The sequence below is a fragment of the Acidaminobacter sp. genome, assembly GCF_030247605.1.
In the GTDB taxonomy this organism is placed as follows: domain Bacteria; phylum Bacillota; class Clostridia; order Peptostreptococcales; family Acidaminobacteraceae; genus Acidaminobacter.
In genome coordinates, this window is record NZ_JAOTSB010000005.1 from 46,584 (window position 1) to 62,244 (window position 15,661).

Here is a 15,661-nt window from a genome sequence, read left to right on the forward strand (position 1 = left end):
ACTGCCTCCTGATGCTCTATACATAAGTTTCTATTAAATAGGCCTGACCTTTCAAATACATGACCTCTATTGCTGCGGCTTTATCCATCCAGATCAGCTGATGATCCGTTTCCAGCTGCGCGTGGCCGCAGGACACAATTTCCGTTCTATAGGCTGTGATGCGCTTATGATAGGCCATCTCTGTGCCTTTGACGATCACATATTCGTCCACAGTTTCAAGAAACTCCCCTACCGAGAGCATGCAGCCCGCTTCTTCAAGGCCTTCCCGGATCAGACAGGCTTCATCCGTCTCCTCTGGCTCAATGCCGCCGCCAATCAGAAAATATCCGAGGGGTGCCTTTACCACACCCACTTGCCCTTCTCTGGTCAATAATCCGTAGGCGCCTGGACGGTAAACATAATTGACGTGAGGTTCAACTTCTCCAAAGATTTTCAATGTGTCACCTCCAGGTCTTGTTATCTTCAAAAATATAAACAAAAGCACCAGCCCTCACGAGCTGGTGCATCCACGAACTAATTTGGAGCGGAAGACGAGATTCGAACTCGCGACCCTCGCCTTGGCAAGGCGATGCTCTACCTCTGAGCCACTTCCGCTTACAACGTATTGCCAAGAACCATATTAGCGCATGCACCTTTATATTGTCAAGACGTTAAATTGTTTTTCTTTCGTTTTTTTACTTAGCACTGTGAAATGGCTTAAATTGATCCATGGCTGCCTTCCTTGAAACCTCGGTTAGATCTCTACCATTTCTAAAATTTTCACCAGATCATCATGACCAAAATGATAATTTTTATTGCAAAAATGACAGTGAACATCCGCTTTGCCATCCTCTTCAATAATCTGGGAAATTTCATTGATGCCCAGGGTCATGATTCCCCGCTCAAATTTCTCTCGGCTGCAGTCACAGCGGTACACATTTTCAGTCACTGCCGTGATCTCAGTATCAAAGCCCGCTAATGCGATCGCAATCAGAGATTCCATATCCTCCGACCCCGCCAGCAGCTCCGTCATGGTCGGCAAGTGGGCCGCTAAATCCTCAAGCTGGTCAATGACCGCATCATCCGCGAAGGGCATAGGCTGTATCACCAATCCGCCCGCGCGCTCAACAGTACCGTCCGCCCCAACAAAGACTCCAAGGGAGACTATGGAAGGCTGCTGCTCGGAATACATGAAATAAGCTGCGAGATCTTCCGCAATTTCACCGGAAACCAGATTAACCCGACCAACAAAAGGCTCCTTCAGGCCGTAATCCTTGATCACGATCATCTCACCATCGGACCCCACGGCCGTGCCTACATCCAGCTTGCCATTTTCCTTCGGTGGGAGCTCGACGCTAGGATGCCCTGCATAGCCCTTGACATTACCCGTCGCGTCGGAGACTGCCAGCAGTACCCCAAGGGGCCCATTCCCCTTTACCTGGAAGGTCAGTTTGTCCGTATCATTTTTCAGCATAATGCCCATCAGCGATGCTGCGGTCAGCACTCTTCCCAGGGAAGCGGCCGCAACCGGTGACAACTGGTGCAGTCTTCTTGCCTCTTCCACCAGATCCGTCGTGTCCGTCACAAAAAATCTCACGGCATGATCAGCTGCCATGCCTCTATATAGTTTTCCCACTGTTATCTCCTCCGAAAAATTATTAATGCCCGTTCTGAAGTCGGCCCCAGCCGCAGCATGGTCTCGCTGTCGAGAATTTCAACCGTTTCAAACCAGTCGTGAGCCAGAGCCGCCAGGACTGCCGCCTCATGGGCATGCTGGACATGGGTCTCCTCAAAACGCTCATAAAGGCTGGGTTGATCCTCACACTTCAGAAAAAAGGTCAAATGCATAGTTTGCGTTCTGGAACCAGGATCATAGGCATTTTCCCAGATCATCGAAATCTCTTCATCACTCTCAGCTATGGTCGAGTTGCCCAAAACGTGCTCCAGTTTATAAGGTGTGCTGAACTCCATCAGCAGCAGCCCTCCGGCCACAAGTGCGCCTGCCATATGCTCAAAGGCGCTCTTCAGCCGGAACTCACCCTCTATATAATTGATGCCGTCATTGATCATGGTCAGCAGATCCACAGGTCTGTGCAATTTCAGCGTCACCAGATCCTGAAGCAGATAGCGGACCTTGAGATGCGCCTCGTATGCCTTGTCCTGGGCAATGGAAAGCATGGGCTGCGACAGATCTACCCCAATGACATCATAACCCCGCTGTGCCAGCGCGTTGGTGATGTTTCCGGTTCCGCAGGCCAGGTCCGCAATTTTTGCCGGTTTTGCGCCATGTTTTAAAGCAACCTCCAGAAGCCGCTCCGTCCAGTCGTCGTAATCCACTTCAGACATGAGCGCGTCATAGCATAGGGCAAATCCGGAATAAGCATCCGTCATGACAGAATCCCCCTGAACATCAGAATCAAGTACACCCCAATTGCCAGATAGAGCACTGCGCCGCTCCAAAGAGGCAGGCTTTCCTTCAATTTCATTTTCGGGCGTTCGCTTTTGACCCAGTGCCGGTTTGAGAGTCTGACTTGTCGTTCGCTTCTGACCGCATTAAGGTTCACGAGGCTGATGGCATCCTCGTAATGCTCAAGCGTTGGAACCTGATCATAAGGATACAGCCAAGCCTGCGCGTCTCCGACCGCAGTCGCAGCAAGAGGCCGGCCCGTCACGACAAACTGTTGGCCGGAAATCTTGAGGATGTCACCGGGTTTCAAATATTCCAGGCGAATGGAGCGATAGATCATCAGCCCAAAAGCTACCATAGGCACAGCAATCACAAATAGGAGTCCTGCCGCACCGGCCAGACTTGCAATGAGCATGTCCTTATTCTCCAAAAACAATTCCGTCAAATCCATCCCCGTCTCCATGCTGATCTCCTGGCCCCGGGTCATGAGATAGGAAATTGTCACGGCGAAGCCATTGTTGACCGCGTGACCAATCATACCGGCGTAGATGGACCCCGTCACCTGCACCAGCCAGCCGAACAGCAGCCCCAGGAATATTGGGCCGACGAGATTGGCGAGATTGAAGTGAAACAGCCCAAAGAGGACGGCGCTCAAAACTGCCGCGAACCGGTATCCGAACCGGCCCTCCAGCGCGTTCATCACCATGCCCCTGAAAAAGAGCTCCTCGCAGATCCCGGGGGTGATGGCCATGACAAAAAAACTGACCAGAAAACCGGTCCCGGCCGATGCTTCCGGTAAAGTCTGAGGAATAAAATGAACTGTCATCATGAGAATGGCAATGACAGTGACATTCAAAAATGCGACCCCTGGAATCATCAACAGAGAGGCGCCAAAAATTTTCAATCCAATTCTAACTGGGATTGGATTGAACCGCAAGGCTTTCTTTAAGTCCACCTTAAAAACGAGTCCAAGCAGGACCAGCGGGATCACCAGCAGCCCGTATTCCGTAAAAAGAACCCCCAGCTCAAAATTCGCCGACTGGGCCATAGACCCAAGTGTCAAAAATGCCGCCGCCAGGATCAGGAACGCCCAGCTGACGGGGGTCAGAGGATAATGGGAACTAAGCTGATCCTTCATATCAGAACCCCGGCTTTTTCAAACACTTTAATCATGGCAGATACACCGTTCAGCAATACATTTTCGTCAAAATTAAAGCACTCGTGGTGGAGGCCAAACAGATGGCCTTGAGCCGCGTCTCTGCATCCCACGAAAACAAAAAGTCCCGGAACGGCTTCCTGATAATAGGAAAAGTCCTCTGCCAGCATCTGCGGCTCTATTTCCAGAACATTCTCTCGCCCTACAGCTTCAATGAACAGTTCAGTCAGACCCGGATCGTTGAGCACAGGCGGGTACATGGGCCGGACCTCGATCTCAGCCTCGCAGTCATAGCCCTTGGCAACGCCGTTGACAATAGTTTGCATGCGAGCGAGGGAGGTTTCAAAGACGTCTTTGGAAAAAGCTCTGAACGTCCCTTCAAGTCGTGCGTGCCCGGCGATCACGTTGCGCTTTTCACCGGAATACATTTTGCCCACTGTCAGGACTGCGGATTCGGTAGGCTTGACATTTCGACTGACCACGCTTTGCAGGACTGAGACGAGGCTTGACGCAGCCAGTAAAGCATCTTTTCCAAGATGAGGCATGGCACCATGGGCGCTTTTTCCTTTAATTTCTATGTCAAACTCGCCGGTCATGGCCATCAAAGGGCCGCTCCTGGTCGCGAAAAGACCAGAGGCCACTTCCGGAAACAGATGATAGCCAAAGATGGACTCTACATGGTACTTTTCAAAAATCCCGGATTCTACAAGGACTTTAGCGCCGCCCGGACCTTCTTCAGCAGGCTGAAACAAAATCAGCACGCTCTTTTTCAATCTGTGGCGCTGTTCAGAAAGTGACTGGGCTAAGAGCAGCGCCATAGTCATATGGCCGTCATGTCCGCAGGCATGCATCCTGCCTTTATGGGACGACGCGAAGACCAAGCCGGTTTTCTCTGTGACCTCCAGGGCGTCCATATCAGCTCTGAAGGCTATGCTCTTCTCACTTTCTCCCTGGATCCAGGCTGACACACCTGTCTCCGCTACGCGCTCGACTACGACACCGTCGAGAACCTTCAGGGCAGAGAGGATATAGCGCTGAGTTTCAACTTCCTGAAATCCAACTTCTGGTATTTGATGCAGCGCACGCCTGTGGCGAATCGCAAGCTCTAATTTATCTTTTGTGGTTTGATCCGGTATAAACATACATTTCCCTCCCAAGCAACAGGTTCTTCACAATAATCATTATACCTTAAAGTGAAGGAACACGACAAACTTTATTGACATCCGGGGTCTTGAGTGCTATTATTAAAAAAATTTAACAGTTTTATTCATTAATTATGTTATAACGGCAACATATTTAAGTGACTCTAAAATGCTGTTCCCCTCATGCGCAAGCTGATCCATCGCCGCGTGAAATATGCATTTTTCTGTATAAAGCATTCATTTAGAAGGAGGCAGTTTTACATGAAAAAAATTAACATCGCGGTCGTCGGCGCAACCGGTATGGTCGGCCGCAACTTTCTACAGGTCCTTGAAGATCGTGATTTCCCGTTTGACAACCTTTATTGTTTCGCCAGCGAGCGTTCTGCCGGCCAGGTCCTGATCTGCAAAGGCAAGGAATATATCGTAGAGCCGCTGAACGAGCAATCTTTTGATCGCGACATCCAAATCGCCCTCTTTTCCGCCGGCGGCGACACCAGTTTGAAATATTCTCCAATTGCGGCTTCCAAAGGTGTCATCGTCGTGGACAACAGCAGCGCGTTCCGAATGGATCCGGAAGTGCCGCTTGTCGTGCCGGAAGTCAATCCGCAGGCGCTGGACAATCACAAGAACATCATCGCCAATCCAAACTGCTCGACCATTCAAGCCGTTGTCGCCCTCAAGCCGCTCTACGATACGTACGGCATTGAGCGCGTCATCTACTCGACTTATCAAGCTGTTTCCGGCAGCGGTGTCAAAGGCATGACAGACCTCGAAGAAGGCCTCAAAGGCAATCACCTCAAGAAAGCCTATCCACACCCTATCGCAGGAAACTGCCTGCCGCAAATCGATGTGTTCCTCGACAACGGCTACACCAAAGAAGAAATGAAGATGATTGATGAATCCAAAAAAATCATGGGCGACCAATCTCTCAGAATTACAGCCACAACAGTACGCGTTCCAATTTTCTACAGCCACAGTGAATCCATCAACGTCGAACTGAAAAAGCCGTTTGAGGTTGAGGACGTCAAAGCTCTGTTCGCTTCAAGCCCGGGCATTGTCCTTCAGGATGATCCTGCGAACAGCGTTTACCCCCTTGCAGCAGAAGCCGCAGGAAAAGATCTAGTCTACGTTGGCCGAGTCCGCAGAGACTTCAGCGTTGAGAACGGCCTGAACCTTTGGGTCGTCGCCGACAACACCAGAAAAGGCGCTGCTACAAACGCAGTTCAAATTGCGGAGCTGCTCGCAGAAAAGTTTTAGTCCCGCTTTTTTATGCTATAATAAGAATCAGCAGGACCCAGGAGGCTTCCCGGGTCCTTTCTTCACATCAAGCTGAATTTGGGCCGTGCCGCCTGGGAGCGTCAGGCACTTGAAGCACAAAGCCCGGAAACTTTTTCTACATAAACAGCCTATTTTGAAAGGATGATTTTTGATGAGTTTATTCAAAGGCGCCGGTGTCGCAATTGTCACGCCGTTCGATGCTGACAACAAAATCAACTTCACAAAGCTTAGAGAGTTGATCGATTGGCAGATTTCCGAAAAAACAGATGCCATCATCATTTGCGGCACCACCGGCGAAGCACCGACGCTCCGGGATGACGAACATATGGAAGCTATCAAATTCGCAGTTGAGGCCGTCGCAGGCCGCGTGCCGGTCATCGCAGGCACAGGCAGCAACGATACGCAGCACGCTATTGAAATGAGCCAGTACGCAGAGTCTGTTGGTGTGGATGGTCTTCTCCTCGTCACCCCATACTACAACAAGGCGACGCAGTCTGGCCTGATCCGTCATTTCAACGCCATTGCGGACAGCGTCAATATTCCCATCATCCTCTACAGCGTACCGGGGCGCACCAGCGTCAATATTGATCCGCAAACCGTCCTGGCACTGTCTAAACACCCGAATATCCAAGGGATCAAAGAAGCTTCCGGCAATATCGCACAAGTGGTTGAAATCGCCCGCCTGATTCCGGAGGATTTCTATCTCTACTCCGGCAACGACGATATGATCGTACCTCTGATGTCTGTCGGCGGAGACGGTGTGATCTCCGTACTTTCCAACATCATGCCGCGTGAGACTCACGACATGGTCATGCACTATCTTGACGGCGACTTTGCAAAGTCACTGGAGCTGCAGCTCGGTCTCAAGCCGCTGATTGACGCCCTGTTCTGCGAAGTCAATCCTATCCCTGTCAAAACCGCTTTGAATCTGATGGGCAAGGAAGTCGGCCCGCTCAGAGGCCCACTTTATGAAATGGAACCTAAAAATGTGGAGCGCCTGGAGCGCGAGCTCAAGGCAGCAGGACTTCTATAAACCAGTGAGGTGATCCCATGATCCGAATCATTCTTTCAGGCGCGAACGGCGCTATGGGCAAAAACGTCCGGGAGCTGGTCGCTGAGCAGCCGGACCTGGTCATTTCCTGCGGTATTGACCGACACCCTGATCCAGACGCCAAGTTTCCCCAGTTCGATTCTTTTGAGGCTGAGGACATTGAGGGTGACGTCATCATAGATTTCTCCCATTACACCGCAGTGCCGGGCCTGGTGAACTTCGCCGCTTCCAGTGGCATCCCGGCAGTCATTTGCACCACAGGACTTTCTGAAGACATCATTTCAGACATCGAAGCGAAAGCATCAAAAGTCGCTCTGTTTCGTTCCGGCAACATGTCCCTTGGCATCAACCTGCTGATCGATCTCGCCCGCCGTGCATCAGAAATCCTGGGACAACGCTATGACATTGAAATCATTGAAAAGCACCACAACAAGAAATTGGATGCGCCAAGCGGCACTGCCCTGATGATCGCGGATGGGGTCAATGAAGCGGCCAACAAGGCCTATGACTATCAGCACGGCCGTCATGGCAAAGACGCAAAGCGCATGCCAAATGAAATCGGAATCCACGCGGTTCGCGGCGGAACCATTGTAGGCGAACACCAAATTCTGTTCGCAGGTACTGACGAAGTCCTTGAAATCAGACACAGCGCGGCATCTAAGAAGGTCTTCGCGGAAGGCGCCATCAAAGCAGCCCGATTCCTCAAAGACGCCGGACCTGGTCTCTACAGCATGAAAGATATCCTGTAAAAAATTATAAGAAGAGAGGCTTGCCAATTTATGACGTATGATATGACAAACCCCTATGAAATCGCGCGTTTTATTAAAGACGCCAAAAAATCCACACCTGTCAAAGCTTATATCCGCGGTCACATCACCCTGCCTGAAGGCTCACAGATCCGCTGTTTTGGTGAAGCGCCCTTCCATGTGCTCTTTGGTGAAGCGGATGACGTTCTTGACCTGATCGAAACCCAGAGCCAGGGTATTGATGATTATGTCATTGAAAATGACCGCCGGAATTCTGCCATCCCTATGCTTGACCTCAAAAAGCTCAAAGCCAGAATCGAGCCGGGCGCCGTCATTAGAGACCGCGTTAAAATTGGCGAAAACGTCGTGGTCATGATGGGCGCTGTCATCAATATTGGCGCTGAAATTGGCGACAATACCATGATCGACATGAACGCAGTCCTCGGCGCCCGCGCCACTGTAGGCAAGAACGCGCACGTTGGCGCTGGCGCGGTCCTGGCAGGCGTACTCGAGCCGCCTAGCGCTACACCTGTCATCATTGAAGATGGCGTTTTGATCGGTGCCAACGCTGTGGTTCTGGAAGGTGTCAAAGTCGGTAAGAATTCCGTCGTTGCCGCCGGCGCCATTGTCACAGAAGATGTGCCTGAAGGCGTAGTCGTCGCCGGAGCGCCAGCGAAAATCATCAAGGCGAAAGATGAAAAAACCGAAGGAAAGACGCAGCTCCTGGATGATCTCAGGAAGTAGGAAACGCGACCATCGGCCAAAACCTTGATCTTATAATACAAAACAGCCTCATGGCGCCAGGGTGCTTATATGCGCCACCCGCGGCCTTGAGGCTGTTTTAGTTTAAAGATCAGATGTTTCGCCGGATAACCGATGCTTTAATCTACAAATGCGAAGACGTGGTCGACATTGCGGAAGTAGTCGCCGTAATTGAGGCCATAGCCGACAATGAACATATCCGGAATAGTAAAGCCTACATAGTCCGGTACAAATTCCACCTGGCGCCTGGATGGCTTGTCGAGGAGGACGCAGCACTTGACGCTGTCCGCACCTTTGCGCTTCAAATGCTCGAATACGCCTGTCATAGTGTGGGCGGAGTCCGTAATGTCGTCCACGACAAGAACATCATAGCCCTCCAGAGAGTCAACGCCAATGTCCTGGGTCACCTCAACGCTCCCGGTGGATTCCTCGCCGTGGCCATAGCTGGAGGTGGTCATAAATTCGACCCGAAGCTGAAGATCGATCTTGCGGACCAGATCTGCGGTAAAAATAAAGCTGCCTTTGAGCAGCGACACCACCAGCAGATTCTTTCCATGATAGTCCTTGGTTAACTCTTTTCCAAGCTCAACAACCCGGCGTTCTATTTCTTCTCTGGAAACCAGAATTTCTCTGCGTTTGTTTTCTATACTCATGAATAGGTCACCCCTTAAGGTCTGATTTCTTTTATTTTATGCTTTTTTGACTTTAAATTCAACTCATTTGAAGGGAAAATGACCGCGGGTGCCGAACAACTACAAACTGAATTCAGATCCAATCCGTCGGTTAGCGACGAAAGAGGTGTTGTCATGCTCCAATTATGGCTAAGAAGTTTGATTATTGGTTTGTCTATCGCTGCGCCGGTGGGTCCAATTGGGCTGCTGTGCATCCGCAGAACCCTTGCAAACGGTCGCCGTGCAGGCCTCATGACAGGCCTCGGCGCCGCGTTTGCAGACGGCGTTTATGGTGCCGTAGCGGCTTTTGGACTCAGCGCAGTCTCCGCCTTTTTGATCAATCAGCAAAATTTTCTCAGGCTGGGCGGAGGTCTCTTTCTGATTTATCTGGGTCAGGGAATCCTGCGCTCCAAGCCCGCAGATCGCGCTGCCGGGGCGGACAGAATTGACTCCAGCACCAGCCACAGTGACCTCGGAATGCTGTTTTCCACCTTTCTTCTGACGCTGACCAATCCTATGACTATATTGTCCTTTATAGCGATTTTTTCAGGACTTGGATTGGCAGGCGGTGTCACCTCTCATGGCCTGGCTGCGCCATTACTCACCGTAGCAGGCGTTTTCACAGGCTCGGCGCTGTGGTGGCTGATGCTGACTTTCGCGCTGTCCAGACTGAAACTATTGTCCAAGCCGGATAATCTCATCTGGATCAACCGCTTGTCTGGCTTAATTATTTTAGTTTTTGGCATTATGGCGGTTTGGCAGGGATTTGTGGCAAGGTGAAAATGACAATTTAATACTCTAAAAGCTCCAAGCCTTCAAACCCCGTCAAATCAACTTTTTCAGACAGTATAGCGGGTATGGCGACACGATCTGCCCTGCCGTCACTGATAAAGCGCTTGTCCGGATTGGCTGCATAGCCATCCAGCCAATCTGTCAGCTGGAGGTGACCGTCGCCACTCTGGACCCTTTGAATTGAGGCAAAGTCAAAACTCACGTCAAATGGCGAAACGCTGGGTTTCCAACCGACGTTAAGTATGGCAATGTTTTTATACGGTACGCCTTCATACTGACCTTCAATCAGCGTTCCTCTCTGTCCTTCCGCAGGCCGTTCACCGTAGGGAAGTGCCAACAGATCGATCTCATAATTTTCAGGGAGCAGTTTTTTGAGCTGCACTGCATTTTTACCAAGCGCTGCTTCCACCTCATGAGCGCTGAGCGGTTTAAAGTGCTCATGGCCAAAGCTATGATTTCCTATGTCCATGCCGTTTTCCAGCATGTAGTTGAATTTGAACGCGACAGAATCTTTCTGAGCAAATGGGGTCCCCCCATTAAAGAAAAAAGTAGCATGCATGCCAAAATCCGGGTGTTCTTCAGCAAACGCGGACATGATGCCTACGACACAGTCCGGATCAATGGTCTGATCCTCCAGAAGCTTGAAGTTTGTGATGTGTCCGTCGTCAAAGGTTAAGACCACTGGTGTATAACCAGCAGGTGTTGTAATGTTGCCTTTTACGAGATCCCTGAGAGGCAATGTTCTGAAGCCCATTTCATAAAGTCGCTCCAGATCGGCGCGGAAAGATTCTGCTGTACGGGCGTAATCCGTATTTTTGTCCCCTAAATTGTGATACATAATCACCATGACTTCTCCCAATTCATTTGGTTTGACCACATTGAAGTCAATTTCAGGCACCTCAGGCACTTCTTGCTCCGCCGGCATCTCAACGGGCCCCGGCGATTCAACAATGACTTCCGGCGGCGTCACTTCACCATTTGGAGAAGAAGATTCTGCAGAATTTATGTCAGCACTGCAGCCACCAAATAAGGATACTGCAAAGAGCAGAGACAAAATTAAAGCAGATAAGGATCTGTGACGTTTTTTTGTTTTATGACGTTTGAAATACCCAGATGACAACAGCATTTTATGTCCGCCTTTCTAAATTATATTTCTTTTTGCACTTATGTATATTAAGTATATTGGAACGCGCGTCATAACACACTAAAAAAAGTAAAATGTAACTAAACATTTACCATTTATAATGTTGCGTCACATTAATGCGCGTCCTCATTTTTATGAGGTTTATGGTATAATAGGGATACATTTATCAGATACGAGTAAGGTGGTGGTCCTGTGTTTTTTGATGATTCTAAACAACAAATTGAAAAGAAGATGTTACTGCTGGAAGGGATCGCCCTGCTCAAAGATCCAGCCCACGACATATTGATGGATTTGATGCTTAGGGACGGCCGAATGAACTACTTCGAATTTACACACTGTCTGGGCGAACTCAAAGACTCAGGCCTGGTGCGGGATGCGGGAACGAATCGGTATCGTCTCACAGAGCGCGGTGAAAATGCAATTTTATACTTCTCAGACCGTGTTGAAGAAGAGACGCTGAACGCTTTGAAAACGACCGTTGAAACCTTGAACACCCATACCCCAACCTATACTTCAGAGTGGGCGGTGTACGAGGGTGCTCAAGTACTTAAGCTTATGCACACAGACCGCGGTCTGTGCCTTATGCTTAGCATGGAGGACCGCAAGCTCGGCGAGGCTATGGCTAAAGCTTGGACTCAGCAAAATCGCCAAGCCTTGACCGCGCTCATGAACCTATTGACAGACGCACTGTTCGCGCCTCCGAGAGATTGAGTGTATCCTTACTATAGTTTGAGATCGCTAAGTGAGCAAGGGCGCTATAAACTAAGTTTAAACCAAATGGAAAAAGGAAGAAAGTGCCTGTCAGGATCTCGAATTATAATCGAGCCCTCCGACTTGTACCTTCTTCCTTTTTTTCTCCCAAAACCATTCGTCCGGGATTAATATTTAACTAAAGTGCTGTTCAGGAAGATAAAGATAAAACTGAGCACCAATATAGCGCCAAACAAGAAGATCGAATACGTCACCGTACTGATATTAAAGTTAGCTCTGTAGACCGCTTTTCTGACCGTGGTCTCGCCTTCATCTTTAAGCTTATGACCTTTTCTGAGGCTCTCGTCAGCCAGATGCGCAATAGCTTCTCCGGAGCGGTGAAGGGGCTCTGACAGTTTTTCGCCCGTCAATTTTCCCAAAGCAGCATCTCCTTTTTCAATCAGCGGCTGAGCGAATTTTCCTGAGGAAGCGCTTTCCAGCGATTCAATCAGGTGCGTTCCTGCGTCAGAGAGGTTGTTCCCATTCGCCTCAATCCATTTCTTTGGTTTCACGTCAGCAAGTCTGTGAAGTGAGTCCCCAATGAATTCACCCAGGCGAATCAGCCACTGATCAAAGAATCTGAAGAAAACAGTCATGCCTTTGAAGATCGCAGTAAATACAGGAATCATCAAATCCTCTTCTATTCGGATAAAGGTATTGGAAGGATTCACATAAACCGCGTGGCCATCCACCTGTCTTCGCAGGTAAATCCTTATAAACGTCGCATACATGACAAAGCCAAGCACAAAAATGACGCCTGATGCCCGCAGTGCTTCGGTTGCAAAGAGATGCGGATGAACCTCACCACTCGCCCCCAGGATCTCGGCAGCTTGAGACAGCGGCGCATATACCCATTCCGGCCGCATGCCCAAAATGGCAATCGCACCGGACAAAATTGACATTGGAAGGAGTACAGGCCATTTGATCAAATGTCTGTGCTGACCATAATATTCTTCATTCTTCTCAATAAAAACTGCTACGAAAAACTTCAGCATATAAGCCACAGTCATTGCACTGCCAAAATAGAATAAAATGTCCAGAATACTGAACAACGGACCCGGAAATTCATGAGCGGCTTCAAGCAGTGCTTCATGAATCATGGTTTTGCTGGCGTAGCCGTTTAATCCAGGCATCCCCGCCACCGCTAGGGCACCAAATAGAAACAGCGCCTTCAGGAAGTGCTTTAAACGCCCAAAGCCGTAGATGACGTTGATACTCAGCTCGTGAAGCGCAATGTAGATGACACCGGCACCAATAAACAACAGTGTTTTGATGATGCCGTGATTGACAATGTGAAACAGCGTGCCGTAAACAGCCAGACCCCCATGACTGCCGAGGATCTCGATCAAAGCGATCCCGAGCAGAATATACCCCATTTGACTCATGCTTGAGTAGGCCAGAATCCGCTTGACGTTTCTCTGATACATGGCTAATCCGCCACCGACCAAAATAGTCAGCATGCCCAAAATCAGAATCGCATAAGAAATCACCGGCTCACCATCCAATAGATAGTGAAGTGTTACAATGATGCCAAAAACGCCCGTCTTAGCGAGTACCGCCGACAATATTATGGTCGCCGGCATTGGCGCCGCCGTGTATGCTTTAGGCAGCCAAACGTGCAGCGGGAATAAGCTCGCCTTGATACCAAAGCCTATCAGGATGAGTGAGCCTATGGCTATTCTGGTCACTTGTGAAGCTTCTTTCAAATCCATTTCAGATATGATCAAGGTGCCCGCAAAGTTATACGCCAAAAGGATGCCCAGCAAAACCATCAAACCACCTGCTATAGCCATGGCCAAATAAGAGGCGCCTGCACGGTGGGCATATTCATCCTCGTCGTGAATGACCAGGAAGTAGGATGAAATGGACATTAATTCAAAAAAGGTAAACAAATTCAGAATGTTTTCAGAGAGGAACATGCCCATGGTACTGAAATAGGTCAGCATAAAAAGGGCATAATATCTGTTTCTGTTCTTATGTCGAATTAAATATTGAGTGGAGAAAATCATAGCCAATGGCCAAATGAATGCTGTCAGCCAAACGAAGATGTATCTCAGCATATCCAGCTTCAACATCAAACCGGTTCCCATCAGGTTAGGCACAAACACCACAATGTCACCCTGGCTGACTGGCTCATACAGCAAAACGACTATGCCAAACACAAAAGCATAAACCGACAGATGCAGCGCATTCCTCAGGCCTTCGTTCTTATTTCCCTGAATAGCGCCAATCAGAGACGCAGCGCCGGGAATGACAAGCATCATTAAAATCCAAAAACTGTTTGCCACTTAGAACACCTCCCCGGCAATGCGCGTTACTATGCTGACGATTGGGTTCGGAAGGATCCCGAGCAGAATGACGATTGCGGTCAATAAAAATATAGGGATTAACATGGTATCTGAAGGATCCAGCGATTTACCTTCACCAATAGCATCAAGCTCCGGCGTCTCTTTCTTGCTGAAAAAGGCTTGTACGGCAATAGGAAGAAGATAGGCCGCCGTTAGAAAGGCGCTGAGAAGCAATGCGACTGCATAAAGTACGTTGTGCGCTTTTAAAGCGCCCAGCGCCAGATACCACTTGCTGACAAACCCGTTGGTCGGCGGTATGCCAATCAGGGAAATAACCGAAAGTCCAAAACAGATCATGGTCACCTTCATGCGTTTCCCTATACCATCCAGCTGATGGACATACTTAAAGCCCGTCTGATAATAAATGGCTCCCGCCACAAAGAACAGCGTAATTTTAATGACCGCATGATTGATCAAATGCAGCAGCGCGCCTATAAAAGCATCCTGATTAAGCAGTGCTATGCCCAGGATAATGTAACCCAGCTGACTGATTGTGGAATACGCCAGTCGTTTTTTTAGATTGTCTTGATGAAGTGCCATAAGTGATCCCATGACTATGGTCAAAACAATAATAGGCAGCAAGTAATTTGAGGCCCCCAGCATGGCAACACTAACCGGTCCAAACAGGAAATAAGTCGTGCGCATAAGCGAAAAGATCCCGGATTTGACAACGGCTACAGCGTGCAGCAGTGCGCTTACAGGCGTAGGCGCGACCATGGCGTTTGGAAGCCAGGAATGGAACGGTGCCAGTGCCGCCTTGACGCCAAACCCCAGAAATAGGCTCAGGTAGCCCACAAGGAGCATAATAAACTCGTTGTGGTCCGTGCCTCCAAAATGACTGAAATTCACAATTCCCCCCGGCAAAAAACTCAGGTCATTGGTGATGCTGAAGACAAGCAGCATACCAAGAAGGACGAGCGTCGCTCCGGAAAACGAGTAAATAATGTACTTCTTGCCGCTGGCCAGAGCCTCCTCGCTGCCCGCGTGTATGACAAGCGGAAAGGTTGCCAGCGTCAGCAGCTCATAGAAAATATAGAGGGTAAACATATTCCCCGAGAACGCTATGCCGATGGTGACGCCCAATGTAAACAAGAAGAACACAAAAAACTGACGGACCCGATTCTCATGCTTCATGTACTCAAAAGCATAAAAAGTTGTAAAGATCCACAGCAGGGATGCCAGCACCGCAAAGAGAATCCCCAGACTGTCCGGCCTGAGATAGATGTCGATAAATCGATTGACCATCAGCAAGTGAAAACGGACCTTGGGAAACAATGAAACCACGGTAAAGAGCACTATGAAATTTGTTATGACGACCACTGCCACATAGGGCTTTAATCTTTTTTCAGTGATGATCCTGCTCTGTGTGGCAAAGATTGATGCCAGCCAGGGCAGAAAAATGGGCAATACAATTAAGAATGTCATGGACAAGCCG

The 15,661-nt window shown here is 49.4% G+C and carries 15 protein-coding genes and 1 tRNA gene; 6 read left to right on the top strand and 10 right to left on the bottom strand.

Annotated features, from left to right (window positions below; all coding sequences use genetic code 11):
• Positions 1 to 16: 16 nt before the first annotated feature.
• The 6 genes from OEL90_RS03820 to OEL90_RS03845 form a co-directional block, all read right to left on the bottom strand.
• Positions 17 to 436: an NUDIX domain-containing protein gene (locus OEL90_RS03820; RefSeq protein WP_291403231.1), complete on the bottom strand. Its 420-nt coding sequence runs from the start codon at positions 434 to 436 to the stop codon at positions 17 to 19.
• An 83-nt stretch (positions 437 to 519) separates the two neighbouring features.
• Positions 520 to 594, bottom strand: a tRNA-Gly gene (locus OEL90_RS03825).
• 139 nt (positions 595 to 733) lie between these two features.
• Entirely contained in the window at positions 734 to 1,615 is an 882-nt protein-coding gene (gene hslO, locus OEL90_RS03830; RefSeq protein WP_300687185.1) for an Hsp33 family molecular chaperone HslO, read from the bottom strand.
• Between the two features lie 2 nt (positions 1,616 to 1,617).
• Positions 1,618 to 2,370, bottom strand: coding sequence for a class I SAM-dependent DNA methyltransferase (locus tag OEL90_RS03835; RefSeq protein ID WP_300687187.1), 753 nt, complete (start codon positions 2,368 to 2,370; stop codon positions 1,618 to 1,620).
• Positions 2,367 to 3,524 carry a type II CAAX endopeptidase family protein gene (locus OEL90_RS03840; RefSeq protein ID WP_291403228.1) on the bottom strand — a complete coding sequence of 386 codons (1,158 nt, stop codon included), beginning with the start codon at positions 3,522 to 3,524 and terminating at the stop codon, positions 2,367 to 2,369. The genes OEL90_RS03835 and OEL90_RS03840 overlap by 4 nt, the downstream gene beginning before the upstream one ends.
• Complete coding sequence (locus OEL90_RS03845; RefSeq protein WP_300687189.1) at positions 3,521 to 4,684, bottom strand: M20 metallopeptidase family protein; 1,164 nt, start codon at positions 4,682 to 4,684, stop codon at positions 3,521 to 3,523. The genes OEL90_RS03840 and OEL90_RS03845 overlap by 4 nt, the downstream gene beginning before the upstream one ends.
• Before the next feature lie 261 nt (positions 4,685 to 4,945).
• Between OEL90_RS03845 and OEL90_RS03850 the strand changes: the two genes are divergently transcribed.
• The 4 genes from OEL90_RS03850 to dapD all read left to right on the top strand — a co-directional run bounded on the left by OEL90_RS03850 (position 4,946) and on the right by dapD (position 8,503).
• A complete protein-coding gene (locus OEL90_RS03850; RefSeq protein WP_300687191.1) occupies positions 4,946 to 5,941 on the top strand; it encodes an aspartate-semialdehyde dehydrogenase in 996 nt (331 codons plus the stop codon).
• A 172-nt stretch (positions 5,942 to 6,113) separates the two neighbouring features.
• Positions 6,114 to 6,995 (top strand): 4-hydroxy-tetrahydrodipicolinate synthase, encoded by an 882-nt coding sequence (dapA, locus tag OEL90_RS03855; protein WP_291403224.1) that lies wholly within the window; start codon positions 6,114 to 6,116, stop codon positions 6,993 to 6,995.
• A gap of 17 nt (positions 6,996 to 7,012) precedes the next feature.
• On the top strand, positions 7,013 to 7,762 hold the full coding sequence (dapB, locus tag OEL90_RS03860; protein ID WP_300687193.1) for a 4-hydroxy-tetrahydrodipicolinate reductase: 750 nt from the start codon (positions 7,013 to 7,015) through the stop codon (positions 7,760 to 7,762).
• A 30-nt stretch (positions 7,763 to 7,792) separates the two neighbouring features.
• Positions 7,793 to 8,503 (top strand): 2,3,4,5-tetrahydropyridine-2,6-dicarboxylate N-acetyltransferase, encoded by a 711-nt coding sequence (gene dapD / locus OEL90_RS03865; protein ID WP_291403220.1) that lies wholly within the window; start codon positions 7,793 to 7,795, stop codon positions 8,501 to 8,503.
• Between the two features lie 137 nt (positions 8,504 to 8,640).
• Here the strand turns inward: dapD and hpt are convergent, their stop codons facing one another.
• Positions 8,641 to 9,174, bottom strand: a complete 534-nt coding sequence (gene hpt, locus OEL90_RS03870) for a hypoxanthine phosphoribosyltransferase (RefSeq protein ID WP_291403218.1) — start codon at positions 9,172 to 9,174, stop codon at positions 8,641 to 8,643.
• Positions 9,175 to 9,327: 153 nt separating this feature from the next.
• Here hpt and OEL90_RS03875 point away from each other — a divergent pair, with 153 nt between their 5' ends.
• Positions 9,328 to 9,972, top strand: a complete 645-nt coding sequence (locus OEL90_RS03875) for a LysE/ArgO family amino acid transporter (RefSeq protein WP_291403216.1) — start codon at positions 9,328 to 9,330, stop codon at positions 9,970 to 9,972.
• A 10-nt stretch (positions 9,973 to 9,982) separates the two neighbouring features.
• On the opposite strand, the gene OEL90_RS03880 is transcribed toward OEL90_RS03875, so the two are convergent.
• On the bottom strand, positions 9,983 to 11,110 hold the full coding sequence (locus OEL90_RS03880) for a polysaccharide deacetylase family protein (RefSeq protein WP_291403215.1): 1,128 nt from the start codon (positions 11,108 to 11,110) through the stop codon (positions 9,983 to 9,985).
• Positions 11,111 to 11,320: 210 nt separating this feature from the next.
• Between OEL90_RS03880 and OEL90_RS03885 the strand changes: the two genes are divergently transcribed.
• The gene (locus tag OEL90_RS03885) at positions 11,321 to 11,839 is read left to right on the top strand and encodes a DUF4364 family protein (RefSeq protein ID WP_291403213.1); all 519 of its coding nucleotides are present in this window, start codon (positions 11,321 to 11,323) and stop codon (positions 11,837 to 11,839) included.
• Positions 11,840 to 12,006: 167 nt separating this feature from the next.
• Here the strand turns inward: OEL90_RS03885 and OEL90_RS03890 are convergent, their stop codons facing one another.
• Together OEL90_RS03890 and OEL90_RS03895 are read right to left on the bottom strand one after the other, a co-directional pair.
• Complete coding sequence (locus tag OEL90_RS03890) at positions 12,007 to 14,166, bottom strand: complex I subunit 5 family protein (RefSeq protein WP_291403211.1); 2,160 nt, start codon at positions 14,164 to 14,166, stop codon at positions 12,007 to 12,009.
• Positions 14,167 to 15,651, bottom strand: a complete 1,485-nt coding sequence (locus OEL90_RS03895; RefSeq protein ID WP_291403209.1) for a complex I subunit 5 family protein — start codon at positions 15,649 to 15,651, stop codon at positions 14,167 to 14,169.
• Positions 15,652 to 15,661 lie beyond the last annotated feature (10 nt).